30 protein-coding genes and 1 tRNA gene are annotated in these 26,028 nt (G+C 33.9%); 25 read left to right on the forward strand and 6 right to left on the reverse strand.

Annotated elements, in window-relative coordinates:
- The first annotated feature begins 16 nt into the window (after positions 1 to 16).
- The 7 genes from gcvP (at position 17) to OZP15_RS15435 (ending at position 7,650) form a co-directional block, all read left to right on the forward strand.
- Positions 17 to 2,866: an aminomethyl-transferring glycine dehydrogenase gene (gcvP, locus tag OZP15_RS15405; protein ID WP_281336571.1), complete on the forward strand. Its 2,850-nt coding sequence runs from the start codon at positions 17 to 19 to the stop codon at positions 2,864 to 2,866.
- Between the two features lie 73 nt (positions 2,867 to 2,939).
- Positions 2,940 to 3,317, forward strand: a complete 378-nt coding sequence (locus tag OZP15_RS15410; RefSeq protein WP_269226324.1) for a group III truncated hemoglobin — start codon at positions 2,940 to 2,942, stop codon at positions 3,315 to 3,317.
- A 96-nt stretch (positions 3,318 to 3,413) separates the two neighbouring features.
- Positions 3,414 to 4,472: a 3-oxoacyl-ACP synthase III family protein gene (locus OZP15_RS15415; RefSeq protein WP_269226325.1), complete on the forward strand. Its 1,059-nt coding sequence runs from the start codon at positions 3,414 to 3,416 to the stop codon at positions 4,470 to 4,472.
- A gap of 75 nt (positions 4,473 to 4,547) precedes the next feature.
- Positions 4,548 to 5,069, forward strand: coding sequence for a methyltransferase (locus tag OZP15_RS15420; protein ID WP_269226326.1), 522 nt, complete (start codon positions 4,548 to 4,550; stop codon positions 5,067 to 5,069).
- A 108-nt stretch (positions 5,070 to 5,177) separates the two neighbouring features.
- Positions 5,178 to 6,026 (forward strand): glycosyltransferase family 2 protein, encoded by an 849-nt coding sequence (locus OZP15_RS15425; protein WP_269226327.1) that lies wholly within the window; start codon positions 5,178 to 5,180, stop codon positions 6,024 to 6,026.
- 116 nt (positions 6,027 to 6,142) lie between these two features.
- Positions 6,143 to 6,889: an MlaE family ABC transporter permease gene (locus OZP15_RS15430; protein ID WP_269226328.1), complete on the forward strand. Its 747-nt coding sequence runs from the start codon at positions 6,143 to 6,145 to the stop codon at positions 6,887 to 6,889.
- Positions 6,889 to 7,650, forward strand: coding sequence for an ABC transporter ATP-binding protein (locus OZP15_RS15435; RefSeq protein WP_269226329.1), 762 nt, complete (start codon positions 6,889 to 6,891; stop codon positions 7,648 to 7,650). The genes OZP15_RS15430 and OZP15_RS15435 overlap by 1 nt, the downstream gene beginning before the upstream one ends.
- A gap of 75 nt (positions 7,651 to 7,725) precedes the next feature.
- On the opposite strand, the gene OZP15_RS15440 is transcribed toward OZP15_RS15435, so the two are convergent.
- The 3 genes from OZP15_RS15440 to OZP15_RS15450 all read right to left on the reverse strand — a co-directional run bounded on the left by OZP15_RS15440 (position 7,726) and on the right by OZP15_RS15450 (position 9,779).
- On the reverse strand, positions 7,726 to 8,232 hold the full coding sequence (locus OZP15_RS15440; protein WP_281336572.1) for a hypothetical protein: 507 nt from the start codon (positions 8,230 to 8,232) through the stop codon (positions 7,726 to 7,728).
- A gap of 170 nt (positions 8,233 to 8,402) precedes the next feature.
- Positions 8,403 to 8,477: transfer RNA gene (locus OZP15_RS15445), tRNA-Val, on the reverse strand.
- An 81-nt stretch (positions 8,478 to 8,558) separates the two neighbouring features.
- On the reverse strand, positions 8,559 to 9,779 hold the full coding sequence (locus tag OZP15_RS15450) for a bifunctional folylpolyglutamate synthase/dihydrofolate synthase (protein ID WP_281336573.1): 1,221 nt from the start codon (positions 9,777 to 9,779) through the stop codon (positions 8,559 to 8,561).
- A gap of 123 nt (positions 9,780 to 9,902) precedes the next feature.
- Here OZP15_RS15450 and OZP15_RS15455 point away from each other — a divergent pair, with 123 nt between their 5' ends.
- Both OZP15_RS15455 and OZP15_RS15460 read left to right on the forward strand, forming a co-directional pair.
- On the forward strand, positions 9,903 to 10,598 hold the full coding sequence (locus OZP15_RS15455; protein ID WP_269226331.1) for a MotA/TolQ/ExbB proton channel family protein: 696 nt from the start codon (positions 9,903 to 9,905) through the stop codon (positions 10,596 to 10,598).
- 2 nt (positions 10,599 to 10,600) lie between these two features.
- The gene (locus tag OZP15_RS15460) at positions 10,601 to 10,996 is read left to right on the forward strand and encodes an ExbD/TolR family protein (protein ID WP_269226332.1); all 396 of its coding nucleotides are present in this window, start codon (positions 10,601 to 10,603) and stop codon (positions 10,994 to 10,996) included.
- A gap of 92 nt (positions 10,997 to 11,088) precedes the next feature.
- Here the strand turns inward: OZP15_RS15460 and OZP15_RS15465 are convergent, their stop codons facing one another.
- The 3 genes from OZP15_RS15465 to OZP15_RS15475 form a co-directional block, all read right to left on the reverse strand.
- A complete protein-coding gene (locus tag OZP15_RS15465) occupies positions 11,089 to 11,979 on the reverse strand; it encodes an energy transducer TonB (RefSeq protein ID WP_269226333.1) in 891 nt (296 codons plus the stop codon).
- A gap of 69 nt (positions 11,980 to 12,048) precedes the next feature.
- Positions 12,049 to 13,188 carry a Na+/H+ antiporter NhaA gene (gene nhaA / locus OZP15_RS15470; RefSeq protein ID WP_269226334.1) on the reverse strand — a complete coding sequence of 380 codons (1,140 nt, stop codon included), beginning with the start codon at positions 13,186 to 13,188 and terminating at the stop codon, positions 12,049 to 12,051.
- Positions 13,189 to 13,195: 7 nt separating this feature from the next.
- Positions 13,196 to 14,269, reverse strand: coding sequence for an anhydro-N-acetylmuramic acid kinase (locus OZP15_RS15475; RefSeq protein WP_281336574.1), 1,074 nt, complete (start codon positions 14,267 to 14,269; stop codon positions 13,196 to 13,198).
- 134 nt (positions 14,270 to 14,403) lie between these two features.
- Between OZP15_RS15475 and OZP15_RS15480 the strand changes: the two genes are divergently transcribed.
- The 16 genes from OZP15_RS15480 to OZP15_RS15555 all read left to right on the forward strand — a co-directional run bounded on the left by OZP15_RS15480 (position 14,404) and on the right by OZP15_RS15555 (position 26,023).
- Entirely contained in the window at positions 14,404 to 15,081 is a 678-nt protein-coding gene (locus OZP15_RS15480; RefSeq protein WP_281336575.1) for a Crp/Fnr family transcriptional regulator, read from the forward strand.
- A gap of 87 nt (positions 15,082 to 15,168) precedes the next feature.
- Positions 15,169 to 15,591 carry a DM13 domain-containing protein gene (locus tag OZP15_RS15485; protein ID WP_281336576.1) on the forward strand — a complete coding sequence of 141 codons (423 nt, stop codon included), beginning with the start codon at positions 15,169 to 15,171 and terminating at the stop codon, positions 15,589 to 15,591.
- Between the two features lie 5 nt (positions 15,592 to 15,596).
- On the forward strand, positions 15,597 to 16,496 hold the full coding sequence (locus OZP15_RS15490) for a hypothetical protein (protein WP_269226338.1): 900 nt from the start codon (positions 15,597 to 15,599) through the stop codon (positions 16,494 to 16,496).
- A 74-nt stretch (positions 16,497 to 16,570) separates the two neighbouring features.
- Positions 16,571 to 17,170, forward strand: coding sequence for a peroxiredoxin-like family protein (locus tag OZP15_RS15495; protein ID WP_269226339.1), 600 nt, complete (start codon positions 16,571 to 16,573; stop codon positions 17,168 to 17,170).
- A 106-nt stretch (positions 17,171 to 17,276) separates the two neighbouring features.
- Positions 17,277 to 17,627: a YHS domain-containing (seleno)protein gene (locus OZP15_RS15500; protein WP_281337494.1), complete on the forward strand. Its 351-nt coding sequence runs from the start codon at positions 17,277 to 17,279 to the stop codon at positions 17,625 to 17,627.
- 12 nt (positions 17,628 to 17,639) lie between these two features.
- Positions 17,640 to 18,023 carry a DoxX family protein gene (locus OZP15_RS15505; RefSeq protein ID WP_269226340.1) on the forward strand — a complete coding sequence of 128 codons (384 nt, stop codon included), beginning with the start codon at positions 17,640 to 17,642 and terminating at the stop codon, positions 18,021 to 18,023.
- 2 nt (positions 18,024 to 18,025) lie between these two features.
- Positions 18,026 to 18,514 (forward strand): DinB family protein, encoded by a 489-nt coding sequence (locus OZP15_RS15510; protein ID WP_269226341.1) that lies wholly within the window; start codon positions 18,026 to 18,028, stop codon positions 18,512 to 18,514.
- Positions 18,502 to 19,212 (forward strand): NRDE family protein, encoded by a 711-nt coding sequence (locus tag OZP15_RS15515; protein ID WP_281336577.1) that lies wholly within the window; start codon positions 18,502 to 18,504, stop codon positions 19,210 to 19,212. The genes OZP15_RS15510 and OZP15_RS15515 overlap by 13 nt, the downstream gene beginning before the upstream one ends.
- A 171-nt stretch (positions 19,213 to 19,383) precedes the next feature.
- A complete protein-coding gene (locus OZP15_RS15520; protein ID WP_349293272.1) occupies positions 19,384 to 20,262 on the forward strand; it encodes a D-alanine--D-alanine ligase in 879 nt (292 codons plus the stop codon).
- Positions 20,263 to 20,265: 3 nt separating this feature from the next.
- Entirely contained in the window at positions 20,266 to 20,913 is a 648-nt protein-coding gene (locus OZP15_RS15525) for a hypothetical protein (protein ID WP_269226344.1), read from the forward strand.
- Positions 20,914 to 21,010: 97 nt separating this feature from the next.
- Positions 21,011 to 21,766, forward strand: a complete 756-nt coding sequence (locus OZP15_RS15530; protein WP_281336578.1) for a LuxR C-terminal-related transcriptional regulator — start codon at positions 21,011 to 21,013, stop codon at positions 21,764 to 21,766.
- A gap of 294 nt (positions 21,767 to 22,060) precedes the next feature.
- On the forward strand, positions 22,061 to 22,207 hold the full coding sequence (locus tag OZP15_RS15535; protein ID WP_269226346.1) for a hypothetical protein: 147 nt from the start codon (positions 22,061 to 22,063) through the stop codon (positions 22,205 to 22,207).
- Positions 22,208 to 22,228: 21 nt separating this feature from the next.
- A complete protein-coding gene (locus tag OZP15_RS15540; RefSeq protein WP_281336579.1) occupies positions 22,229 to 23,407 on the forward strand; it encodes a T9SS type A sorting domain-containing protein in 1,179 nt (392 codons plus the stop codon).
- A gap of 97 nt (positions 23,408 to 23,504) precedes the next feature.
- A complete protein-coding gene (locus tag OZP15_RS15545) occupies positions 23,505 to 24,182 on the forward strand; it encodes an SDR family NAD(P)-dependent oxidoreductase (protein ID WP_269226349.1) in 678 nt (225 codons plus the stop codon).
- A gap of 46 nt (positions 24,183 to 24,228) precedes the next feature.
- Entirely contained in the window at positions 24,229 to 24,831 is a 603-nt protein-coding gene (locus OZP15_RS15550; protein ID WP_281336580.1) for a SprT-like domain-containing protein, read from the forward strand.
- 133 nt (positions 24,832 to 24,964) lie between these two features.
- The gene (locus OZP15_RS15555) at positions 24,965 to 26,023 is read left to right on the forward strand and encodes a mannose-1-phosphate guanylyltransferase (protein ID WP_269226350.1); all 1,059 of its coding nucleotides are present in this window, start codon (positions 24,965 to 24,967) and stop codon (positions 26,021 to 26,023) included.
- The last annotated feature ends 5 nt before the right edge of the window (positions 26,024 to 26,028 follow it).

The following is a 26,028-nucleotide window of genomic DNA, read 5'->3' on the forward strand; positions in this document are numbered from 1 at the left end:
CCTTTTTTACAGCTACATGAAAACAGACGCTTTTGCTTTAAGACACATAGGTCCAGAGGAATCAGACTTACAACATATGTTGAAAACAATAGGAGTTGACTCGATAGAACAACTCATCTATGAGACCCTTCCGGATGATATACGTCTAAAAGAACCTCTAAATTTAGATCCCGAAATGACGGAATATGAATATTTAAAACATATTACGCTTTTAGGAAGTAAAAATAAAATGTTCAAAACCTACATAGGTTTAGGTTACAACCAAGCCATTGTTCCTGCGGTTATTCAGCGAAATGTCTTTGAAAATCCGGGTTGGTACACGGCTTACACGCCTTACCAGGCCGAAATTGCGCAAGGTCGTCTGGAAGCAATTTTGAATTTCCAAACGATGGTTATCGAATTAACCGGAATGGAAATCGCCAATGCTTCACTTCTTGACGAAGGTACTGCTGCAGCTGAGGCTATGGCATTATTATTTGATGTAAGAACCAGAGAGCAAAAGAAAGCTAATGTTTGTAAATTCTTCGTTTCTGAAGAAATCTTACCACAAACCTTATCGGTTTTACAAACCCGTTCTACACCAATTGGAGTAGAATTAGTAATAGGAAATCACGAAAATTTCGACTTTTCTGATGAATTCTTCGGAGCTATTTTACAATATCCTGGGAAATTCGGTCAGGTAAATGACTATACTGCTTTTATTGCAAAAGCTGCCGAAAACAATATCAAAGTTGCTGTTGCCGCTGATATTTTAAGTTTAGCCAAATTAACACCTCCGGGAGAAATGGGCGCTGCAGTAGCATTAGGTACGACACAACGTTTCGGAATTCCGTTAGGTTACGGTGGGCCTCATGCGGCTTATTTTGCTACCAAAGAAGAATACAAACGCTCGATGCCAGGAAGAATCATCGGGGTAACTGTTGATACTAATGGAAACCGTGCGTTACGTATGGCATTGCAAACACGTGAGCAACACATTAAACGTGATAAAGCCACTTCAAACATTTGTACTGCACAGGTTTTATTGTCCGTAATGGCTAGTATGTATGCTGTTTATCACGGTCCAAGAGGATTAAGATACATTGCAAACAAAGTACATGCTTCAGCGGTGACTTTAGCAAATACCTTAGCTAAATTAGGATTCGAACAAACCAATACTGCTTTTTTTGATACTATTGTTATAAAAGCAGATGCTAAAAAAATAAGAGAAATTGCCGAAGCAAACGAGGTAAATTTCTTTTATCCAAACGAAAATTCAGTTTCTATTTCATTGAATGAAACCATCGGTTTTGCTGATTTGAATAAAGTAATTTCTATTTTTGCTGCTGCAAAAGAACTGGCAACCATTACAATTAGCGAATTATCCGAAACGAATCATTTCCCGGAAAGCTTAATCAGAACTTCAACATTCTTACAACACGAAGTTTTCAACAGATACCATTCGGAAACTGCTTTGATGCGTTACATCAAAATGTTAGAGCGTAAAGATTTGGCATTAAATCACTCAATGATTTCGCTAGGTTCTTGCACGATGAAACTAAATGCCGCTGCCGAAATGTTGCCATTAAGTTCTCCAAGCTGGAATAGCATTCACCCATTCGCTCCATTGGATCAGGCAAAAGGATACCAAAAAATGCTTTCTAAACTGGAGGAATACCTAAATGAAATTACAGGTTTTGCAGCTACCACTTTGCAACCAAACTCTGGTGCACAAGGAGAATACGCAGGATTAATGGTAATTCAGGCGTATCACCAATCAAGAGGCGATCATCATAGAAATATTGCCTTGATTCCAGCTTCGGCTCACGGAACCAATCCAGCATCGGCAGCGATGGCAGGAATGAAAGTCGTGGTTACTAAAACATTAGAAAATGGAAACATTGACGTTGAAGATTTACGCGAAAAAGCCATTTTGCACAAAGACAACTTATCATGTATCATGATTACGTATCCATCCACTCACGGTGTTTACGAAAGTGCTATTAAAGAAATCACTCAAATCATTCACGATAATGGAGGTCAAGTGTATATGGATGGTGCCAATATGAATGCACAAGTTGGATTGACCAATCCAGCCACTATTGGTGCTGACGTTTGTCACTTGAACTTACACAAAACCTTCGCTATTCCTCACGGTGGCGGTGGCCCTGGTGTTGGTCCTATTTGTGTAGCACCACAATTAGCGCCATTTTTACCTACAAACCCAGTAGTACCAACAGGAGGCGAAAGCGCCATTACGGCAATTTCTGCTGCACCTTGGGGCTCAACATTAGTTTGTTTGATTTCTTATGGATACATCAAAATGTTGGGTGCGGAAGGTTTAAAATCATCAACAGAATACGCTATTTTGAATGCCAATTATATCAAAGAAAAATTAAGTGGTCATTACGAAACTTTATATTCTGGAGAAATGGGTCGTGCGGCTCACGAAATGATTTTAGAGTGTCGTCCGTTCAAACAAAAAGGAATTGAAGTAACTGATATTGCAAAACGTTTGATGGATTACGGTTTCCACGCTCCTACGGTTTCTTTCCCAGTAGCCGGAACTTTAATGATTGAACCAACAGAAAGTGAAAACTTAGAAGAATTAGACCGTTTTTGTGAGGCGATGATTTCAATCAGAAAAGAAATTGAAGCTGCATCTATCGAAGATTCGAATAATGTTTTAAAAAATTCTCCTCATACTTTAGCGATGCTAACAGCTGAAACATGGAATTTTCCATACTCTAGAGAACAAGCTGCTTTCCCATTAGAATATATTGCTGAAAACAAATTCTGGCCTTCAGTTCGCAGAGCTGATGATGCTTTTGGAGATAGAAATTTAGTGTGTAGCTGTGCGCCAATTGAAGCGTATATGGAAAGCTAAAAATTTTAGAATTCAAATTTTAGAACCCTTTCAGAATTAAAGAAAACTGAAAGGGTTTTTAATAGTTAATATTATGAAAGACATTGAAAACCAAGAAGACCTCTATTCACTCGTTGATGAATTTTATAAAAAATTATTATCAGACGACAGGATAAGCTACATTTTTACTGATGTTGTCAAAATTAAAATCGAAGAACATTTGCCTATTTTAGTGACTTTTTGGTCGCAAGCTATTCTAGGAACAGGTGGTTACACGAATAATTTGACTCAAATTCATTTAGACATTGACAAACAAGAGCATCTTACTCCTGAATTATTCAACATTTGGATCAATCATTTTAACGCTACTGTTGATGAAAATTTCGCTGGCGAAAAAGCAGAAAGAATAAAAACCCAAGCTTTGAGTTTATCCACAATTCTTCAAATAAAAATTCACCAACAAAACGCATAGCGGTCTAAAACAACTCTCTTAATATAATTATATGCCTGCATAATAAATTTATCATTTATTATCTATAAATTAGCCTACTTTTTACTAAAATTTACAATGAAAATAAAAATAACAGGAATAGGAAGTTACATTCCAGAAACTACAGTTGCCAATACCGATTTTAGCGATCACGTATTTTTAAATGAAGATGGAAGTGCTTTTGCTTATCCAAATGAAGTGGTGATAGGAAAATTCAAAAGCATTACTGGTATCGAAAAAAGACGTTATGCAACTCCCGATCAAAACACTTCGGATTTGGCTTATTTAGCTTCTTTAAAAGCGATTGAAAATGCTAAAATAGATCCTGAAACTATAGATTATATCATCTTTGCACACAATTTTGGCGATGTAAAACACAATACAAAACAATCGGATATTATTCCAAGTTTAGCCACTCGTGTGAAGCAAAAATTACAGATAAAAAACCCAAAATGCGTCGCTTATGACATTCTTTTTGGCTGTCCAGGCTGGATTGAAGGTGTTTTGCAAGCCAATGCTTTTATCAAATCAGGCATGGCCAAAAAATGTTTAGTTATTGGAGCCGAAACTCTTTCGAGAGTGGTTGATCCGCACGATAGAGATTCTATGATTTATTCTGATGGAGCTGGAGCCACAATCATTGAAGCTTCGGATGATGAAACAGGAATGCTGTCATACGAAAGTGCCACTTACGCTCTTGATGAAGCTGGTTATTTATTTTTCGGAAAGTCGTACAATCCTGAATTGGATGAAGACACGCGTTACATCAAAATGTATGGTCGAAAAATTTATGAATTTGCATTGAGCCAAGTCCCTGCAGCCATGAAAAGTTGTTTAGACCAAAGTGGATTAGGTATTGATGACGTGAAAAAAATATTGATTCATCAAGCCAATGAAAAAATGGACGAAGCTATTATTCAGCGTTTTTATAAATTATACGACAAAGCCGTACCCAAAGATATTATGCCAATGAGCATTCATGAATTAGGAAACAGCAGTGTTGCCACCGTTCCTACTCTTTTGGATTTATTGGTGCAAGGAAAAATAGAAAATCAGGAATTAAAAAAAGGCGATATTTTAATTTTTGCATCCGTTGGAGCAGGGATGAATATTAATGCTTTTATTTATAGATATTAAAAAACAAGTACAGGATTTAAGGGAATGAAGTTTAAACTTTTAAACCCTTAAACTTTTAAACCCTTAAACTTTATCATGTACGAAAAAACATTTCCCAATAAAAGATTCAAACACACTTTAGAATTTTTACAAAAGCACGTTTCCACTTCCGAAACTATTTTTGATTTAGGCGTTCCAAATCCTTTTTCTAAAATAATGGTCGAAAACGGATATACCGTAAAAAATACCACGGGAGAAGACATCGACAACAATCAAACGGCTTTGCAAAACGAAGAGTATTCTGTTTTCACTGCTTTTGAAATCTTTGAACATTTGTTGAATCCTTACACGGTTTTAAAAAATGTAAAATGCGATAAATTGCTAATTTCAATTCCTTTGCGTTTGTGGTTTTCATCCGCTTATCGCAGTAAAACCGATATGTGGGACAGACATTACCACGAATTTGAAGATTGGCAATTGGATTGGCTTTTAGAAAAAACTGGCTGGAAAATCATCGCAAGAGAGAAATTTACGCATCCTGTAAAGAAAATTGGTTTTAGACCATTATTGCGATTTTTCACACCAAGATATTATATAATTTATGCGGAAAGAGCATAAATTATAAATTACAAAAATCAAATTATAAATTCCAATTCTCAAGTGAACTAAAAAATAAATTCCAAGGAAAATTTGGAATTTGGAATTTAAAAAATTGGAATTTAAAAAATGAAATACTACATCGTCATTCCGTCTTACAACGAAGAAGCCCTTATTCCTTTGACCTTGCAATCGTTGATTACGCAAACTATTTTGCCTTCAAAAATTGTCGTGGTTAATGATAATTCTACGGATAAAACGGCCGAAATTGTTTTGGAATTTGCCAAAGAAAATCCTTTTATCACTTTGGTAAACAAAACTTCGGAGAACATTCATTTACCAGGAAGCAAAGTCATTCAAACTTTTCAAAAAGGGTTTGAAACTTTGGACGAAAATTATGATTTGATTGTAAAATTGGATGCTGATTTAATTTTCCCATCTAATTATTTTGAAACAATTATCAACCATTTTCAATCCGATTCGAAAATTGGAATGGCTGGCGGATTTTGTTACATCGAAAAAAATGGCGACTGGGTTTTAGAAAATCTAACTGACAAAGACCACATTCGAGGTGCATTGAAAGCCTATAGAAAAGAATGTTTCCAACAAATAGGAGGCTTAAAACCCGCTATGGGTTGGGATACCGTGGACGAATTGCTTTGTAAATACTACAATTGGAAAGTAGTTACCGACGAAAGTTTGCACGTAAAACACCTCAAACCAACTGGAGCGAATTACAACAAAACGGCTCGTTATAAACAAGGAGAAGCTTTTTACACCTTGGGCTACGGATTTTGGATTACAGCAATTGCCTCGGCAAAACTGGCAATGATGAAGAAAAAACCATTGCTCTTTTTGGATTACATTCAAGGATTCTGGAAAGCAAAATCAGCCAAAAAAACAATGTTAGTTAATTCCGATCAAGCTCAATTCATTCGAAAATACCGTTTGCAAAAAATGAAAGAGAAATTGTTTTAACATTTCTTCTCTTTAGTAATTCAAAAACAAAGTCTGAAATTCCAACAAAATAGAGTATTTTTGCGTAGTTGTGTTTTTTGTGAACACTTCTAAATGTAAACTGAATACTCAAAAAAATGATGCTCATTCGCTATTTATCCCAAATTGGAAAATACTTCTTAATGTGGAAAGAAATCTTCAGCAAACAGACCAAATGGTCTGTAATGAGAGGACTTATTTACAAAGAAATTGACGATTTAATTATTGATTCTCTTGGTATTGTGGCTTTCATCTCTTTCTTTGTGGGAGGAGTTGTATCTATACAAACTGCTTTGAATTTAACTAATCCATTAATTCCGAAAACTCTTATTGGTTTTGCCACTAGAGAATCGGTTATTCTGGAATTTGCACCCACTTTTATTTCAGTGATTATGGCTGGAAAAATGGGTTCTTTCATTACCTCAAGCATAGGTTCTATGCGAGTTACAGAGCAAATTGACGCACTAGAAGTAATGGGAGTGAATTCGTTAAATTATCTGGTATTCCCAAAATTAATTGCTATTCTTTTGTATCCGTTTTTAATTGGTATTAGTATGTTTCTGGGAATAATTGGTGGATATATTGCTGCGGTTTATGGCGGTTTTGGAGCTAGTTCTGATTTTATTGGTGGTTTACAAATCAATTTCATTCCGTTTCACATTACCTATGCTTTTATCAAAACTTTTATATTTGGAATTTTGCTAGCTTCGATTCCATCTTTTCACGGTTATTACATGAAAGGTGGCGCACTTGAAGTAGGAAAAGCAAGTACAGTTGCCTTTGTTTGGACCTCGGTAACCATCATTTTGGTCAATTATATTTTAACTCAATTACTCTTAACCTAATGATAGAAATTAAAAATATAGAAAAATCATTTGGTGAAGCCAAAATTCTAAAAGGAGTTTCCACCGTTTTTGAAACTGGAAAAACGAACTTGATTATTGGTCAAAGTGGTTCTGGAAAAACCGTTTTACTAAAATCATTATTAGGCATACACACTCCAGAAGTAGGAACAATTTCCTTTGACGGTAGAATTTATTCGGAACTGGATTCGGATGAAAAAAGAGAATTGCGTACCGAAATTGGAATGCTTTTTCAAGGAAGTGCCTTATTTGACTCGATGACAGTAGAAGAAAATGTTGCTTTCCCATTGCGAATGTTTACAAACGACAATAAAAAGAAAATCAAGGAACGAGTTGATTTTGTTTTAGACAGAGTTGCTCTTGTTGATGCTCACAAAAAACTACCATCTGAAATCTCGGGTGGAATGCAAAAAAGGGTTGCCATTGCTCGTGCTATAGTAAACAATCCAAAATATTTGTTTTGTGACGAACCCAATTCAGGATTAGACCCGAACACTTCCACTTTGATAGACAACCTCATCAAAGAAATTACCGAAGAATACAACATTACCACCATAATCAACACCCACGATATGAACTCGGTAATGGAAATTGGAGAGAAAATTATTTTCTTAAAAAACGGTTTAAAAGAATGGGAAGGAAATAAAGAAGAAATTTTCACAACCGACAACAAGGCCGTTGTAAAATTTGTTTACTCCTCTAATTTATTTAAAAAAATAAGAGAAGCTTATTTAAAAGGTTAAAAACAAACTGCCCCCAAATAGCTTCTAACTCTTTGGAGGCAGTTCATAACAAGAGCCTTTTTGTGGTTACTAAACCTAACGAAGCTTGCTTAATTTTTCTTTTGATTCGTTAATATCTTCTTCGATTTCAACAATTTTTAATTGTTGTTTTGAAATTTTGACATTACTTTTTTCAATGTCAATTGAAGAAATTTTCCCTCTTGATTGTGACTTTTCCAGTTTGGATTGCATTTTATCTAAATCCTTTTTGGCTCTTGATAATTTTTCTTGATTTTTAGTTACTGCCTTTTCAGCCGAAGCTAATTTTCTTTGTTTTTTTTCAAAATCATTTTGCTCCTTCTTTAATTTATCTTGTTCTTTTTCTAATTTTCGTTCTGCTTTTTGCCTTTGCTTTTCTAATCGTTCTGCATCTTTAAGCGCTTTTTTATTTTCTTTCAATTCATTTTCCAAAACGCTTTTCTCAATAGTTTTTTGATTTTGCAAATCAATTGAATTCATAGGCGGATTTTGAGGTAATTCTTGAGCCATAAAGCTTTGAACACTCAATAAAAACAAAGCTATAATTGCTAATTTAGTTTTCATGTTGTTAATTTTTATAATTATATATTGTTGCAAGGTAAAAAAAAACAACTTCGGATTAATTACATAATAATGCGTTTAACTTACAAGATTTTTGGATAAAGTAAAGATCAAACTACCGGAAGAAAAAGACATAAAAAAAAAACTCCTTAATTGCTTAAGGAGTTTTTTTGTGGGCGATGAGGGGTTCGAACCCCCGACCCCCTCGGTGTAAACGAGGTGCTCTGAACCAGCTGAGCTAATCGCCCTTTCGGGTTGCAATGTCTTGCGTTATTGCGAGTGCAAATATACATCCCTTTTCCGTATTTACAAGTAAAATAATGAAAAAATTATAAAATTTCTGCAACAACAAAGGTACTGCCTCCAAGATAAATGAAATCTGATTTGGAAGCATTTTGCAATGCCTGATGATAAGAATCTGAAACAGAATCAAATACTTTACCTTTTAATTCAAATTGGGATGCTTTTTGTTGTAGCATTTTAGCATCTAGTCCACGAGGAATATTGGGTTTACAGAAATAATAAATGGCATTTTTAGGAAACAAAGGCAAAATTTCAGCTAAATCTTTGTCGTTTACAACACCTAAAACAATATGTAGAGTATCAAATTTTTCTTTTTGGATTTGCTTCATCACGATTTCCAATCCATTTTTGTTATGGGCTGTGTCGCAAATAATTTTTGGAGATTCACCTAATTGTTGCCATCTGCCTTCTAATCCAGTATTTTTTATGACATGCAACAAACCAGATTTGATATTAGCTTCGGTAATTTGAAATTGCTTTTGTTCATTGATAACAGCTAAGGTTTGAATAACTGTTTTCTTATTGTGTTCCTGATAATCGCCAATTAAATCCGATGGATAGGTTTGTGAAATTAATTCTGATGAAAAATAAATTTCAGAATTATTTTCCTTGGCTCTCGTTTCGAAAACAGGTTTTGTTTCAGTAGTATATTCGCCAATAACAACTGGAATTTCAGGTTTGATGATACCTGCTTTTTCAAAAGCAATTGCTTCTAGCGTATTTCCTAGAAATTGAGTATGATCTAATGCAATATTCGTAATTACTGAAACTAGCGGTCTTATAATATTAGTAGCGTCTAATCGTCCGCCCATTCCCACTTCGATAATGGCAATATCTACTTTTTCTTTGGCAAAATAATCAAAAGCCAAACCAACGGTCATTTCGAAGAAACTCATATCGTTGGCTTCAAAAAAAACTTTATAGGTATTGATAAAATCACAGACAAATTCTTCCGAAATTTCGATACCGTTAATCTTGATGCGCTCTCTGTAATCTCGTAAATGAGGCGAAGTGTATAAACCAACTTTATAACCCGCTTCCTGAAGTATCGATGCCAGCATGTGCGAAGTAGAACCTTTTCCGTTGGTTCCAGCCACGTGAATACATTGCAATTTTTGCTCTGGATTGCCCAAATGATTGGCGAGTAAATGCGCATTGGTTAAATCTTTTTTATAAGCCGAAGCACCCTGAAGTTGGTACATGGGGAGCTGATTAAACATCCAGTTGGTAATTTCTTGATAGTTCATTTTTGAATAAAATAGGAGTGGATTGAAATATTTTTCGATTTTTTTAGTTTAATTGTACATCGAAAAGTATCTTTATTGCAAATTTGAAATATTTTTTAGAATTAATGAGTAAAATAATAATTTATGTTTAGTTTAATACAATTACAAGCCGACACTATCGCCAATGCTGCTACAGGAGCAGTAGTAGAAAACATCGCTCCCACTACCGAAATTTCGGTTTTACAGTTTATTTTAAAGGGAGGTTTTTTCTTGATTCCAATTGCTTTCTTATTATTTTACACTTTTTATTTGATTATAGAACGTTATTTATACATTCAAAAAGCATCTAAAATAGAACCTCTTTTGATGAGAGACGTTAGAGATCAATTGAATTCGGGCAATTTAGAAATAGCGAGATCTATTGCCGAAAGAAGTAATTCTTCATCAGGAAACATCCTAAAAGAAGGAATTTCGGTTATTGGAAGACCTATTGTTGAAATTGAATCGAATATGGATCGTGCTGCCGATATCGAAATTGGCGAAATGGAAAAACATTTAGGACACTTGGGACTTATTGCTGGTATTGCGCCAACGCTAGGATTCGTAGGAACAATTTCGGGAGTTATCAAAATTTTCTATAGTATTTCCGTAACCGAAAACATTAGTATCGGAAATATTTCTGGCGGATTGTATGAAAAAATGATTAGTAGTGGTGCGGGATTAATTGTGGGTATTATTGCTTATAGTGGCTACCATATTTTGAATGGAAGAATTGATAATTTTGCGTTGAAAATTCAAAAGCAAATATTAGAGTTTGTAAATATTATCCAAAAAGCATAACGATGTCTATAAAACGAAAAAGAAGATTCCACGCCGAAGTCGCCACGTCTTCATTGAGTGATATTATGTTTTTCTTGTTGTTGTTTTTCTTGATTATATCTACTTTGGCCAATCCAAATGTGATTAAAATGACTTTGCCAAAAGCCAAATCCAACGAAAAAACCAACAAACAATACATTAGTTTGTCCGTTACTGAAGACAAGAAATTCTATCTCGACAAAGAACCTGTTTCCTTCGAAGAACTAGAAACGACATTAATGTCAAAAATCAGTTCCGAGAAAGACCAAACCGTTATTGTTCGAATTCCGTTCAACCTGCAAGTACAGGATTTGGTAGATGTGTTGCAAATAGGAGTAAAAAATAATTTGAAATTTGTGATTGCAACCAGCCCGAAATAATATAAAGTATTCCAAATAAAAATGCCTCAAAAAATTATTATTTGAGGCATTTTTTATTCATGTAAATCCGTTTAATCCGTGTCCCAATTCCTTTAATTCAAATTGAAATTATAGACAATCTTGCCCACTTGTTTTTCTGGAGCATCACTACTAGCATCCCATTTGGTATTCATGGCAGCAATTTTGGCTTGTTCTAATAAACAGCTTGCGGTATTGGTAGAACCTTTTATTCCTGCAACAGCACTAACCGTTCTTCCATTTCTGTCCACTGAAACCTCTACCACTACTCTGCCAGATTCGTTACAAGTGTATTTTGGAGCTGGTTTAGAAATTGCTTTTCTGTTGCCTAACGAATAACCGCTTCCGCTTCCAGAACCGCCACCATTTCCAGAGCCATAACCACTTCCTGTACCAATTCCGTTGCCCGTTCCGTTTCCGCCACCAGAACCGCCACCAGAACCGCCTGTTCCATAATATCCGTTAGAGCTTAAACTTCCGTTGGCTTTTCCTTTGTTTCCAGCGGTTTTATCATCGCCATCACCGCCTTTGTTAGAACCTCTTAAAATATTTGACATAATATCATCAGTATTTTTAGAAACTTTTGGTTTTTGTACCACAACCGGTTTCGGCTCTTCTTTTAAAACAGGAGTAGGTTTTGTTGGTTTTTCCTTTTGCGGAATCACCACAGTTTCCTCATCGGAATTGTCTTGTGATATAATCGATTCGTCAGGAGTTGCTTCTCTGGGTGTTTGTTTGGCTTGATTTTGAACATCCAAAACCTCACTTTTATAGTTGGCTCCCGAACCCAAATCGCTGTCACCGAAATTCACAGTAACACCGCCGCCACCACCACCGCCAGTTAATTCTTCCAAGTTTGCTGGAGGCCAAAATCGGATAAAAAATAGAATCAATAACAGTATTCCGTATAATGCGGTAGTAATCATTATTGATTTTCTTTGGTCTGAAGAAATGGTGGTACTCATTGGTAATTTATAAAGCGTATTAGTTCTAAAAACGTTGAAATGTACTAAAAATTGTTGGCTAATAAAATGTTATCGATTCATTTTTAAGACAAATTTCAGACTTACAAATCCGATTAATCCTGCTATCAACGAGGAAAGCAGTATAATAAATTTGGCATTATTGATAATAGTAGCATCTTCAAAAGCCAATAAAGTTACAAAGATTGACATTGTAAAACCAATTCCACCCAAAAAGCCCACACCAATTATGGATTTCCAATTCAAGTCGCTAGGAAGTTTACAAATTCCTGATTTTACGACTAATAAACTCAAGGCGAAAATCCCAAGCGGTTTTCCAATGATAAGTCCCAAGGCAATTCCGATGCTGTAATGTTCGGCTAAAACTTCGCCCATATTCGAACTCAAAACAATAGCCGTATTCGCCAATGCAAAAATGGGCAGGATTACAAAAGCAACAGGCTTGTGTAAAAAGTGTTGTAAAATATAAGAAGTAGAAAAATGATTTCCGTTTCCAAAAGGGATCGCAAAAGCCAATAAAACCCCAGTAATAGTTGCATGAACACCTGAATTTAACATAAAATACCACATTACCACACCGCCAATTAAGTAAGGGATTAAGTTTCTAACTTTTAATCGGTTGAAGATTAATAATAAAGCAAAAACTCCTAAAGCTATTAAAAGATTGTTCCAGAAAATGGTTTTGGTATAAAATATGGCAATGACTAAAATGGCTCCCAAATCGTCAATTACGGCTAATGCAGTTAAGAATATTTTCAGCGAAACAGGAACTTTATTACCCAACAAGGATAATATTCCCAAGGCAAAAGCGATGTCGGTTGCCATTGGAATTCCCGCTCCCGATTGTGTGTTTGTACCAATATTAAAAAACAAATACAAACCAGCAGGAATGAGCATTCCGCCAATGGCTCCGAAAATAGGCAAAAGTGCATTTTTAATATTCGATAATTCGCCTTGATACACTTCTCTTTCTAATTCTAAACCAATCAATAAAAAGAAAATGGTCATCAATCCATCGTTAATCCAATATTCGATAGCTTGTCCAGCAAAAGGAGTGTGCCAAAAATGAAGATAAGATGAGCCAAACGCTGAATTTGCAATTACTAATGAAATGATGGTGCAAGCTATTAAGATTAGTCCGCCAGCCTTTTCACTTTCGAAAAAATCCTTGAATAATTTTGATGTTCTCATTTTTTATTTATTTCGTTTCAGAATAAATTATTCCTGAACTATGATCCATTTTTGCCCCTGTTACACTGCTCAAAACATTGATTTCATTTCGCAATTTTAAAACGCCGAGCAAGGCAAATATCAAAGCTTCTTTGAATTCTAATATTTTTGGATAAGGAATGATAATTTCCATTTCAGATAAATGTGATTGAATACGTTCGATAAGAAAATCATTGTAAGCACCTCCACCAGTTGCGAGCATTCTGCCATTTTTTTTTGGCAAAGCCAAAGCGGTTTGCAAAGACAAGTGTTCGGTAAATGTACGCAATTTATCTTCGATGGAAATTTTGTAGCTTTCTATTAAAGGTAAAACAATGCCTTTTACAAATTCAAAACCCAATGATTTTGGAAAAGTTTGTTGGTAGAAATCCAAGGCATTTAACTCATTTAATAAATCAAAATTGATTTTTCCTGTTCGAGAAATTTTGCCTTTGTCATCATAATTCAACCCTAGTTGATTGGCATAATAGTTTAAAACGGTATTTACTGGAGAAATATCAAAAGCAATTCGTTTGTCATTTTCTTCGAAAGAAACATTCGAAAATCCGCCCAAATTGATGCAATAATCATATTCTGAAAATAAAATTCGGTCTCCAATTGGAACTAAAGGTGCGCCTTGACCACCCAATTGTACATCTTGAACTCTGAAATCGCAAATCACCGTTTGATGAATTAAAGTAGCAATTTCGGGTAAATTCCCAATTTGCAATGTAAATCCATTTTGGGGTTGGTGCAAAATCGTGTGTCCGTGAGAACAAACAGCGTCGAGATTTTCAATTGTATGCTTTTCGATAAAAATCGAAATGATATTTGCTAGAAGTATGGTATATTCCTGATTTAATTTTTCGAGCTGATTTTTCGAAAAATCTACTGCCGATTTTAATTGGTCGATCCAATTTTGGCTGTAGCCAATGGTTTCAGTTTCAAAAATTTCAAAAGTCCATTTATTATCAATTAATTGGAATTTTACGTGTGCTAAATCAACGCCGTCGAGCGAGGTTCCAGACATGACTCCAATAACATTATACTGTGTTTTTTCCATTGCTCAAATTTACGAATCAAAATGGAAACTAACCGTTAAAATTAATTCTTGCTGCTTTTTTTAGTGACTGTCTTTTTTTGATTCTGTTTGTATTTGAAATTTTATATATATTTACCCTAGCTTATTTCATCCTAATGTACGAAGAATTAAAATATTGGTATTTGCGTGATCACAAATTGTTTCGAACATTGAGTTTTGGACAAATCAAGCAATTGTGTATTATCACAGGTTTTAAAAAAGCACAAAAAGGAGAAATTATTTATTTTTCTTCCTCGGATTTGCCTCGGATTTTTCTATTAAAAAAAGGAAATATCAAAATTGTGGCTGTCGATGAGGATGGAAATGAAACCATAAAAGACATTATTCAAAAAGGCGATTTGTTTGGCGAATTGACTTTGGAAACCGACAATCAAAGCAATGAGTACGCCAAAGTCCTTTCGGATGATGTAGCGATTTGTAGTTTTTTGATGTCGGATTTTGAAGATTTATTGTTGCGAAACCCCAATTTAGCCTTGACCTACACCAAGTTTTTGGGTTTGAGAATGAAACGCATAAGAAACAGTTATTCGAATTTGATTTCTAAAGATGCTAAAACCAGACTATTTCAATTTCTAAAAGATTGGGCTGAAAGAGAAGGAAAAAAAGAAGGTAATACAGTGGTTCTAGAAAACTACCTTACCCAAAACGATATTGCTCAAATTATTTGTACCTCCAGGCAAACGGCAACCCAATTACTCAACGAAATGGAAGCTAGTGGATTACTGATTTACAACCGAAAAGAAATCATTATTTCGGACGTTACAAAGTTGTAAATCTTCTAATTTTACGTCAGTGTAAACTAGCCGACATTTGCCTTTTTCATATTGATTTACCTTTGATATATCAAAAAACAATCAATTATGAAAACTAAACTTTTGTTACTCGCCCTTTCAGGATTGCTGTTTTCTTGCGAACAAGAAAGCGATCTTACTCAAGCAGTTGCTGCTCCTCCAATTATTAATGAAGGAACCGCAACACTACAGAATGAAGGTGTTTTTGCTCCAACTTCGGGCATAACGGTCAGAGGAAATGCCAAGATTTTTTTAGACAACGGTCAAAACAAACTTGAATTAGTTGATTTCAGTATTTCTAGTGGACCCGATTTGAAAGTGTATTTGTCTAAAACTGCTACTCCAACTGAATTTGTAAATCTCGGCAATTTGACATCAGCCACAGTTTATTCTATCCCGAATGGTGTTGATGTAAAACAATATCCATTCGTACTTATTCATTGCCAGCAATACAATCATTTGTTTGCAGTTGCTCAATTAACTCAAAAATAGCTGCTATGAAAAAAATGGTATTTAGTAGTGCTGCACTTCTATTTGCGGTTCTAACCTATGGTCAGGGTTGTAGCGATGCGGGAATTTGCACCATCGGAAGTGGGTTTCAAACTACCGAAGAAAAACTAAAAAATACGGTCGAAATTGCTACTACTTTTGGTGCAGGCGAATCTGATTTAACTTATCTATCGCCTACTCTTTCTTACACTAGGCAGTTTAATGAAAAATTTGCGTTGAGTACAAAAGTCACTTTTTCGAGTGCCAATGGAGGTTTAGGAACAAGAGCCGCTTTTGGCGATGCTTATTTGATTGGAAATTACTCTTTTGCCGAAAAAAACAAGAAACAATGGAGTGCTTTATTGGGATGGAAATTTCCTTTTACGGCTTCTAATTTAAAAATCAATGGCTATTCGTTACCGCTGGATTATCAATCGAGTTTGGGAACATTCGATTTGTTTTTGGGAACCAATTTCAAATACAGCCAATGGGATTTTAATGTGGCAGTTCAAATTCCGGTTTTCAACAACAATAAGAATTCCTATTTCAAGGAATATGCTACAACAAATGATTTTCCGACCACCAATTTATTCGAACGCCAACCAGATGCTTTGTTTAGAACTACTTATACTTTGAATACTAAAAATCAGAAATTTAGTTTCAAGCCGAATGTTCTTTTTATATATCATCTTGGCGAAGACAGTTTCGAAAATATATTTGGAAAAAGAGAAACTATTGTTGGTTCAGAAGGTTTGACCATCAACGGAAATTTGATCAGTGCTTACAATATTAGTAACCGAAAAAGCGTTGAACTTTCAGTCGCAACTCCTTTTGTAGTCAGAGATATTCGACCTGACGGATTGACCAGAAGTTTTGTTTTATCTGTTCAATATAAATTTTCGTTTTAACTTTATTCAAATGTGTACTAATAGGTAATTTTCAACCTAAATATCTTTGTTCTTCAACATTAAAAACCACAATCATGAAAAATATTTTATTCACTTTATCATTACTACTCTTTTCGATAATCACATCAGCACAAGGTGATTTACCAAAACTACCAACTGAAATTTCTCCCTTACTCGTTGGAGAAAGAATTCCGAATCTGACATTAAAATCAATTGACAATATTGATGTAAACTTATCTGAATTACTTACTAAAAAAAGAACCATTTTAGTTTTTTATCGTGGTGGTTGGTGTCCGTATTGCAATTTACATTTGGCAGCTTTGGGTCAAGCCGAAAAAGAATTATTGGATTTAGGATATCAAATTATAGCTGTAAGTCCCGATGCACCAAAGAATTTGAAAATAACTGATGAAAAAGAAAAATTAAATTATCTGTTACTGTCTGATTCAGATGGAGCATTAGCAAAAGCCGTTGGAATTGCTTTTCAAGCACCCGATGGATACAAACAATACGTTTCAAATGGTTCAAATGGAATTAACAATTCCTTTTTACCTGTACCAACGGTTTTCATTGTAAATACTAATACTGAAATTCAATTTGAACATATCACACCCGATTTCAAACACAGAATTTCAAATGACCTTTTAATTGCGGCAGCGAAAGCATTAAAATAAAATGAAAAAGACACTATTGCTTTTAACGTTACTATTTACTTTATCCAGCGTTGGACAAACAGCCGCTCAAAGAACCTCCGTTTAAAATTTAGAAAACAAAATTGCGATTCAGGGTTATGACCCTGTGGCTTATTTTAAACAAAATAAAGCCATGAAAGGAAAAAAAGAATTAACGACAGTTTATCAAGGAGTTGAATATCATTTTTCTTCGGTTGCCAATAAAGAGCTATTTCTAAAAACACCAACGGTTTTTGAACCACAATTTGGAGGTTGGTGCGCTTATGCAATGGGAGATTCGGGCGAAAAAGTGGACATTAACCCCGAAACGTTTAAAATTTTAGACGGCAAATTATACCTTTTTTACAATGCCTATTTTTCTAATACGCTCAAAAGTTGGAACAAACACGAAGCTAATTTGAAGAAAAAAGCCGAAAGTAATTGGAAAAAAATCTATTAATAAGTCAAAGTTATGAAAACCCTAACTTGGTTTATCCGAATTGTAACCGCAGTAATTTTACTGCAAACATTGTATTTTAAATTCACGGCTGCCGAAGAAAGTGTTTTTATCTTTTCGACTTTAGGAATAGAACCTTATGGCAGGATTGGCTCCGGAATCACAGAATTAATTGCTGCTATTTTAATTTTAATACCAAAAACTTGCCTCCTTGGTGCGTTAATGGGAATGGGAGTAATGACAGGGGCTTTGCTTTCGCATCTGTTTTTTTTAGGAATTGAAGTGCAAAATGATGGTGCAACGCTATTTATTTTGGCAGTAATTACTTTTCTTTGTTGTACATTTTTGGTTTTTCAACATAGAAATAAAATCTCGGATTTATTAAAATTAAAATTGTAAAAATGGTTGTATCCTCCATAAACAATAGCCTAGAGGAATTGGTTGATTTACTTCAGCAATTATCCAATGTAGAATATTCTAATTCGTGTGTTCATTTGAGCAATGCGAGTATTGGCGAGCATACCCGTCATATTATTGAGTTGTTCCAATGTTTGGAAAATCAATACGATTCAGGTATCATTAATTATGACCGAAGAGAAAGAAATGTTTTCATGCAAACCAATACTGATTTTGCGATTGAACAAATCGTTTGTATCCAAAATAATTTAGAAAAAGAAAACAAAGAATTAGTTTTAGAACAAAAAATAGGAAACGATTTGATTCAAACTCAAACCAGTTATTATCGAGAATTGTTGTATAATTTAGAGCATTGTATTCATCATCAAGCCTTGATAAAAGTAGCGGTTTTACAACTTTCAACCATAACAATTGACAATAATTTTGGCGTTGCACGTTCCACCATCGAATACAGAAAACAATGTGCACAGTAAGTTTTGTTGCCACTAATGGCAAAGTTATGATTACTTCTAATCGGGATGAAAAAGTGTTGCGACCGAACGCTATCGAACCTCGAAATTATTTGATAAACAACAAAAACATTATTTTTCCAAAAGATGCTAAAGCAGGAGGAACTTGGTTTGCAGTCGATGAAAACGGAACCATTTTGGTTTTGTTGAATGGAGCGAATGAAAAACATCAAGTACAATCGCCTTACAGAAAAAGTAGGGGTTTGATTGTCTTGGACATCATAAGCAGCATATCGCCAAAGGATTTTTGGCAGGAAATTAATTTACAAAAAATAGAACCTTTTACCTTGGTTTTGTATCAAAATCAGGAACTTTTTCAATTGCGTTGGGATGGAAACCAAAAGGAAACAACGGAATTAGATGTTGCTAAAAATCACATTTGGTCATCGGCAACTTTGTATCCAAAGGAAATTCGAGAAAATAGAACCCATTGGTTTTATTCTTTTCTAGACTCAAATTCAATGGTTTCCGAAAAAGAAATGTATTATTTTCATCGTTATACCAAAGAAGAAAATCAAGAAAATGGCTTGGTTATCAATCGAAATAACGAAATGAAAACCTTGAGTATCACACAATCAGTCATCGAAAAAAATAAAGTGGCTATTTTGTATTATGATTTGATTGCCCAAAAAGAAATCGAAACTTCGTTTATAATCATTTAATTCAACCCTTTATAATTGAAACTTTTTTTACATAAACTCACACATTGGGAATACTGGCCGTTTAAGATTGTCTATATTCCCATTTATTTTCTTTGGGCGTTTTATTCCATTAAAGTAAAGTCGTTATTTTTTTTTAATGCGTCTAATCCAACCATAAAAAATGGTGGATTTATGATGGAATCCAAGAAGGCAATCTATAATTTGATTCCGCAAAAATATTACCCTAAAACCGAATTGATAAAAGAAGCAACTCCTTTGAACGAGATTCTAAAAACAATCGAAAAATCAAACATAAAATATCCATTCATTGCCAAACCAGATGTTGGTTTACGAGGTTCGGCTGTCAAAAAAATTCACAATCCAGAAGAACTAGAATTGTATAATAAGAAAGCTGATTTTGATTATTTAGTTCAGGATTTAATTCCTTTCGAAAATGAAGTCGGTATTTTTTATGTGCGTTATCCCAATGAAAAAATAGGTAGAATAACAGGAATTGTTGCCAAAGAATTTTTGATTATTGAAGGCGATGGCATTGCTACAACCGAAGCATTAATCAAGAAAAATCCACGTTACGCATTGCAATTAAAAGCTTTGAGATTAGAATACGGTAAGCAATTATTAAACGTTTTACCCAAAGGCGAAAAACTCAATTTAGTGCCTTATGGCAATCACGCTCGTGGTGCAAAATTCATAGACGTTAGCCATTGGATTAGTCCAAAATTAACTGAAACGATTAACGAAATGTGTTTGCAGATTCCTGGTTTTTATTTCGGAAGATTGGATGTTATGTACAACAATTTAGAAGAATTAGAACGAGGCGAAAATTTTGCGATAGTAGAACTCAATGGAGCCGCCAGCGAACCAACGCATATTTATGATCCAAAGCATTCGCTATTTTTCGCATGGAGAGAATTGGCAAAACACATTACTTTGATGTACAAAATAAGTGTGGAGAACCACAAAAACGGTGTTCCTTATTTGTCACATCAAGAAGGGATGAAAGAATATCGATTGCATTTGCAGCAAAGCCAAAAAATAGTTAATTTCTAATACATGAAAGCATTAAAAAACATATTCTTTGGTTTTTTGGTAAGCTTTCTGGGTTCGTTACCCGTTGGTTATTTGAATATTATTGGGGTAGAGATTTTTTCAATACTAGGAATAAATTCGTTGTTTTCTTATTTGTTTGGCGTCATTACTATCGAGGCAGTTGTGATTTATCTTACCGTAATTTTTGCGAATCAACTGGCTGAAAACAAAAAAATACTACGATTTATTGATTTTTTTGCGGTGTTTTTCTTCCTGTTGTTGGCTTATTTATTTTTTGCAAATTCCAATCAAACGACTCAAGAACATCATTATCTGGAAGGTTATATTCAGTATTCTACTTTTCTTATTGGTTTGGTTTTGTGCGGTTTGAATTTTCTTCAAATCCCTTTTTGGATGGGCTGGAATTTGTATTTATTGAATATTAAATCCATTTCATTGGTCAAGAAACTTAAGTTTTATTATATTTTTGGGACTTTGGGCGGCACTTTTTTAGGGATGCTTACTGCCATTCTTTTGATGGATTATTTATCTCAAATCGCATTTTCTTTTTCAGCATACAATTTACCAATGGTTGTTTCTATATTTTTTGTAATGTTGGCTATTTTTCAAGTTTTTAAGATTTGTAAAAAGTATTATGGTTTGGATAAATAATAGATACCCATTTGTAGTGATTTTTGACTTTAATAGGTATTGTGTTTTATTTCAATATTTTATTGTATTAATTTTGTTTTAAGAAAATCAAAATCCTATGATTCCAGAAATACAAAATCTATATAATATTTGGAATCCCAATAGGATAGCAAAGGACAATACTTCTTATCAAATTTCTTTTGATGAACTTACGAATGCTATAATCAGCACAGGACCATTTTACTTTTACATCATCGATTTTTTTGATATGTCACTTTCCTATATTAGTCCTGCAATAGCTGAAATTCATGGATTTTATCCAGAGCTAGTTTCTTTTAATGATATTTTGGGAGCTATTCATCCAGACGATATTGATTTTGTTACCAAAGCCGAGGCAGTTTCTACTGATTTTTTTTATAAAAAAGTTGGTTTTGAAAAGATGCTAAGCTATAAAACAAGTTACAATTTTAGATTCCGATTGAAAAACGGAGAATACGCCTTGTTCAATCATCAGTCACTTATGCTTTCATTGGATGACAATGGCGGATTGGGTAAATCACTAAATATACACACCCGAATAGATCACTTAAGCAATTCGAACACTTATAAAATATCATTTATTGGTCTTAATGACCAGCCTTCGTTTATGAATTTGAATCCAGATAGAGAAAATCAGTATCTAGAAAAATTTTCTAAAAGAGAAATTGATATTATCAAGTTAATCAGTAATGGATTAAGCAATACTCAAATTGCCGAAAAACTTTTTATCAGTGTTTTGACAGTAAAAAAACACCGCAATAATATTTTGTCAAAATCCGATTCTAAAACTACCGCTGAACTCATCAAAAATTGTATTCTTCAGGGAATAATCTAAATCACTTCAATAATAAATACTCCTTTTGGGGTATTTTTTTTGCGATAAGACTACACTAATTTTGCTACAATTAAGACTTCGTTACCTAAAAAAGTATTTAAACGAAATAAAAAATTAGCTATGCGAAAACTTTATAAAATCACTTTGAATTTTTCAATTAGCCATCTGAAATCTAATTCCAAATATCCCTATTAGTAGGGATTTTTTTGTGCCTAGTAATTTCTAATTTTGAAAAGACAAAGTATATAGTCTGTGTTATTCAAAAAAAAGCTGATTTGTCAAAATTGAAATGTAATGCCCCGAAAAACTAAAATTATTGAAAAAGATGAAAGCGAAAAAAATCAAAAAGAAACCATTTTTGAACAATCTATTCAAACGTATTGTAGCCATAATAACAAGATAGAAATGAAAGGAGCATCCGAAAATCCATCAAAAGAGTAGGGAAAATAAAAAACAAAAATTATGAAAAAACTTTACACAATTATCTTAATGCTTTTTGTTATCGCATCTCAAGGGCAAAACAAATTACTGTCTAGCATTGAACAGAATTATAATAATGGCATTTGGGAGAACGCTTATGGTAATAATTATGAATATGACAGTAACAATAATCTAGTTTCAGAAACATTTTTAGAATGGAAGAATGGCGCATGGAAGATTCTAGGTAAGAGCACTTATACTTATAATGCAAGTAATAAAGTTATTCTTGAGATAGGTCAAAAGTGGAATAGTATTACTAATGTGTTGGAAAATGAATACCGAGATACCTACACTTACACCAATGGTAACTTCACAGGTCAAGTTGCACAAATTTGGGAAAATGCAGCTTGGATAAACGAATGGAAATTTGATATAACCTACAATAGCAGCAGCTTACCTATTAGCTCTTTGTCCTATAATTGGAATAATTCGCAATGGGTATCTGATTCTCGCACCACAGTTACTTACAATGCCAATAACAGACCCACAACCGATATAGGCGAAAAATGGATTAACGCACAATGGATTAATAATTACAAAGCAACATTTAATTATAATGCTAACAACAAACTGTTAGACCAAAGAGAATTTGACTGGAATGAAGTCAATAATGCTTGGGATGAAGCTTACAGAACAGACTATGTTTTGGACACATCTGGCAACAGAATAATAGAAACTAATTCAGGAAATTACCAATATAAAGATGAGTATTCTTATGATACATCAAATCAGATGAGTACTTATGTACATCCTTTTAAAGACAAAACAGGGATTGATTATTTTTCAGAAGATTTTCCTTATGTCAATAAGATTTCGGTAATCAATGGTTTTAGTTATGACAGCAACAGCAACACCTTTACAAATACCTCAAGAACAACTTATAATTACAACAATGCCATAACGCTGGAAACAGAAACGTTAGAAATAGCAAATTCTAAAGTAACAGTGTTTCCAAATCCAACCACTTCAGTCTTGAATATTAACTTTTCAGAAACAGTAACTATTGACAAAATTGTTATTGTTGATGTTACAGGAAGAGTTGTGCTTCAAGAAGAAGCTAATAAATCACAAATAAATGTGGAAAAACTAGCAGCAGGTCTTTACATAATTGAAGTATATTCAGGAAATGAAAAATTTACAAGTAAATTTATTAAAGAGTAAATGGTTTTAGTATTAATAACTACTTGTAGGTATTATTTCTTAAAAAATCCATCAGGTCTTGCCATTAGACTTGATGGATTTTTTTTAATTTAGCAAAATGAAAAACATCATCATCACAGGAACATCCAGAGGAATTGGCTATGAACTGGCATTGCAGTTTGCCAATGCTGGACATAATGTACTAGCCATCTCGAGAAAAATACCTCAAGCACTCATCGAGAACCAAAATATAACTTGCCTTTCTGTCGATTTATCCAATGAAAATGAACTGCAAAAGGTAGAAAATTTTCTTTCTAAAACTTGGGAAAAAGTAGATGTAATAATCCACAATGCAGGAGCTTTATTGCTTAAACCTTTTGCAGAAACTTCTCAAAATGATTTCGAAAGTATTTATAAAGTCAATGTTTTTGGCGTTGCTAATTTAACGCGAGTTTGTTTGCCCTATTTACAAAAAGGGAGTCATGTTGTAACGATTAGTTCGATGGGAGGCATTCAAGGAAGCTTGAAATTCGCAGGATTGGCAGCGTATAGTTCGAGTAAAGGAGCGGTAATTACGTTGTCGGAATTATTAGCAGAAGAATACAAAGAAAAAGGAATTTCTTTTAATGTTTTGGCACTTGGTGCTGTTCAAACTGAAATGTTACAAGAAGCATTTCCAGGCTATGAAGCTCCAATTTCAGCCAGCGGAATGGCAGATTACATTTTTGATTTTGCTTTGACGGGCAATAAATATTACAACGGAAAAGTATTGTCTGTTTCATCTTCAAATCCGTAAAAATTAAAATTCCAAAATATAAAATCCAAATTCCAAAACGCACAATTTGTCCGATACGTTATCAAAATATTTGCCTGAACACGCCGTTAAGCCAGTTTTTGAATTGATTGTTACGAATCAAGTTCATCTCAAAATTGTCAATGAGAGGCAAACTCGTCATGGCGATTACCGAAAAGGGTTGAGTGGCAAACACGAAATCACAGTCAATGCTAACTTGAATAAATACCGATTTCTGATTACTTTAGTACATGAAATTTCACATTTGGTTGCTTTCGAAAAATTTGGAAGAAACATCAAGCCTCACGGAAACGAATGGAAAATTACTTTCCAAAGATTGATGATTCCGTTTATTCGGCCAGAAATATTTCCCAATTCTGTTTTGCCATTAGTAGCCAATCATTTCAGAAATCCAACCGCTAGTAGCGACACCGATGCCCGACTAGCTTTTGCATTAAAACAATTTGACGAAAGAAAAGCCGATGTTCATTATATTCACGAAGTGCCTTCAGGAAGTTTATTTCGAATTAAAAATGGAAGGATTTTTAAAAAAAATGGACTTCGAACCAAACGATATGAATGTATTGAAGTGAATACAGGAAGGTTGTTTTTGTTCAATGCTAATGCCGAAGTAGAAATAATTCCAGGTTAATGTTAGTTGAACGTTAAAAAATGTCGTTTTAACGAAAGATAGACGACAATTGCCATTTTGATGCTTTGGTTTGAATTATAATAAATACATTTGCAACCATTAAGATTGATATTTATAAAATAAAGATATAAAAATGAATAAAAATTATTACGCAATTATAATGGCAGGTGGAGTTGGATCCCGATTTTGGCCAGTAAGTACAACTGAATTTCCAAAACAATTCCACGATATGTTAGGTGCTGGAGATACCTTAATCCAAAAGACTTTCAGCAGATTATCAAAATTGATTCCTGTAGAAAATATTTTGGTTTTAACCAATGAAAAATACAATTCTATTGTTTTAGAGCAATTACCACTAATCAAACAAGAACAAGTTTTATTAGAACCAGCCATGCGAAATACAGCTCCTTGTATTTTATATGCTTCCCTAAAAATTCAAAAACAAAATCCAGATGCTGTAATGGTTGTCGCACCAAGCGATCACTGGATTGAAGACGAAAATGCTTTTACAGCTAATTTGCAACAATGTTTTGATTTTAGTGCCAAAGAAAATGCGTTGATGACTTTAGGAATTCAACCTACTTTTCCTAACACCGGTTTTGGTTATATTGAATACGACAAAACGGATTCAAATTCAATTAAAAAAGTATCCCAATTTCGTGAAAAACCAGATTATGAAACTGCTAAATCATTTTTGCAAAGTGGTAATTTCTTGTGGAATGGTGGAATTTTTATCTGGAGTGTGAAGTCGATAACTGAAGCTTTCGAGAAATCACAACCACAAATGAATGCCTTATTTCAAAAAGGATTAGCGAGTTATAATACTTCAGCCGAAAAAACTTTTATTGAAGAAAATTACGCATTAGCCGAAAATATTTCTATTGATTATGCCGTGATGGAAAGTGCAAAAAATGTGTATGTGTTACCAGCAACTTTCGATTGGAATGATCTTGGAACTTGGGGGTCTCTTCACGAAAAATTAGATAAAGATGACAATAATAATGCAGTCGTAAATGCTACTGTTTTATTAAATAATTCATCAAGCAACATCATTAGTACTGCCAAAGACAAATTAGTAATCATTGATGGATTAGAAGATTTTATCGTTGTAGATAAAGATAATGTTTTGTTGATTTATCCAAAAAGCAAAGAACAAGAAATAAAATCAATTGTTAGTCAACTGAAAAAGTAACAATA

It is taken from the genome of Flavobacterium eburneipallidum, from assembly GCF_027111355.2.
Classification (GTDB): domain Bacteria; phylum Bacteroidota; class Bacteroidia; order Flavobacteriales; family Flavobacteriaceae; genus Flavobacterium; species Flavobacterium eburneipallidum.

What these genes read in the sequence shown, in the direction of transcription:
- gcvP (WP_281336571.1), top strand. Translation starts at nt 17, where the DNA reads ATGAAAACAGACGCTTTTGCTTTAAGACACATAGGTCCAGAGGAATCA.
- OZP15_RS15410 (WP_269226324.1), top strand. Translation starts at nt 2,940, where the DNA reads ATGAAAGACATTGAAAACCAAGAAGACCTCTATTCACTCGTTGATGAA.
- OZP15_RS15415 (WP_269226325.1), top strand. Translation starts at nt 3,414, where the DNA reads ATGAAAATAAAAATAACAGGAATAGGAAGTTACATTCCAGAAACTACA.
- OZP15_RS15420 (WP_269226326.1), top strand. Translation starts at nt 4,548, where the DNA reads ATGTACGAAAAAACATTTCCCAATAAAAGATTCAAACACACTTTAGAA.
- OZP15_RS15425 (WP_269226327.1), top strand. Translation starts at nt 5,178, where the DNA reads ATGAAATACTACATCGTCATTCCGTCTTACAACGAAGAAGCCCTTATT.
- OZP15_RS15430 (WP_269226328.1), top strand. Translation starts at nt 6,143, where the DNA reads ATGATGCTCATTCGCTATTTATCCCAAATTGGAAAATACTTCTTAATG.
- OZP15_RS15435 (WP_269226329.1), top strand. Translation starts at nt 6,889, where the DNA reads ATGATAGAAATTAAAAATATAGAAAAATCATTTGGTGAAGCCAAAATT.
- OZP15_RS15440 (WP_281336572.1), bottom strand. Translation starts at nt 8,232, where the DNA reads ATGAAAACTAAATTAGCAATTATAGCTTTGTTTTTATTGAGTGTTCAA.
- OZP15_RS15450 (WP_281336573.1), bottom strand. Translation starts at nt 9,779, where the DNA reads ATGAACTATCAAGAAATTACCAACTGGATGTTTAATCAGCTCCCCATG.
- OZP15_RS15455 (WP_269226331.1), top strand. Translation starts at nt 9,903, where the DNA reads ATGTTTAGTTTAATACAATTACAAGCCGACACTATCGCCAATGCTGCT.
- OZP15_RS15460 (WP_269226332.1), top strand. Translation starts at nt 10,601, where the DNA reads ATGTCTATAAAACGAAAAAGAAGATTCCACGCCGAAGTCGCCACGTCT.
- OZP15_RS15465 (WP_269226333.1), bottom strand. Translation starts at nt 11,979, where the DNA reads ATGAGTACCACCATTTCTTCAGACCAAAGAAAATCAATAATGATTACT.
- nhaA (WP_269226334.1), bottom strand. Translation starts at nt 13,188, where the DNA reads ATGAGAACATCAAAATTATTCAAGGATTTTTTCGAAAGTGAAAAGGCT.
- OZP15_RS15475 (WP_281336574.1), bottom strand. Translation starts at nt 14,269, where the DNA reads ATGGAAAAAACACAGTATAATGTTATTGGAGTCATGTCTGGAACCTCG.
- OZP15_RS15480 (WP_281336575.1), top strand. Translation starts at nt 14,404, where the DNA reads ATGTACGAAGAATTAAAATATTGGTATTTGCGTGATCACAAATTGTTT.
- OZP15_RS15485 (WP_281336576.1), top strand. Translation starts at nt 15,169, where the DNA reads ATGAAAACTAAACTTTTGTTACTCGCCCTTTCAGGATTGCTGTTTTCT.
- OZP15_RS15490 (WP_269226338.1), top strand. Translation starts at nt 15,597, where the DNA reads ATGAAAAAAATGGTATTTAGTAGTGCTGCACTTCTATTTGCGGTTCTA.
- OZP15_RS15495 (WP_269226339.1), top strand. Translation starts at nt 16,571, where the DNA reads ATGAAAAATATTTTATTCACTTTATCATTACTACTCTTTTCGATAATC.
- OZP15_RS15505 (WP_269226340.1), top strand. Translation starts at nt 17,640, where the DNA reads ATGAAAACCCTAACTTGGTTTATCCGAATTGTAACCGCAGTAATTTTA.
- OZP15_RS15510 (WP_269226341.1), top strand. Translation starts at nt 18,026, where the DNA reads ATGGTTGTATCCTCCATAAACAATAGCCTAGAGGAATTGGTTGATTTA.
- OZP15_RS15515 (WP_281336577.1), top strand. Translation starts at nt 18,502, where the DNA reads ATGTGCACAGTAAGTTTTGTTGCCACTAATGGCAAAGTTATGATTACT.
- OZP15_RS15520 (WP_349293272.1), top strand. Translation starts at nt 19,384, where the DNA reads ATGATGGAATCCAAGAAGGCAATCTATAATTTGATTCCGCAAAAATAT.
- OZP15_RS15525 (WP_269226344.1), top strand. Translation starts at nt 20,266, where the DNA reads ATGAAAGCATTAAAAAACATATTCTTTGGTTTTTTGGTAAGCTTTCTG.
- OZP15_RS15530 (WP_281336578.1), top strand. Translation starts at nt 21,011, where the DNA reads ATGATTCCAGAAATACAAAATCTATATAATATTTGGAATCCCAATAGG.
- OZP15_RS15535 (WP_269226346.1), top strand. Translation starts at nt 22,061, where the DNA reads ATGCCCCGAAAAACTAAAATTATTGAAAAAGATGAAAGCGAAAAAAAT.
- OZP15_RS15540 (WP_281336579.1), top strand. Translation starts at nt 22,229, where the DNA reads ATGAAAAAACTTTACACAATTATCTTAATGCTTTTTGTTATCGCATCT.
- OZP15_RS15545 (WP_269226349.1), top strand. Translation starts at nt 23,505, where the DNA reads ATGAAAAACATCATCATCACAGGAACATCCAGAGGAATTGGCTATGAA.
- OZP15_RS15555 (WP_269226350.1), top strand. Translation starts at nt 24,965, where the DNA reads ATGAATAAAAATTATTACGCAATTATAATGGCAGGTGGAGTTGGATCC.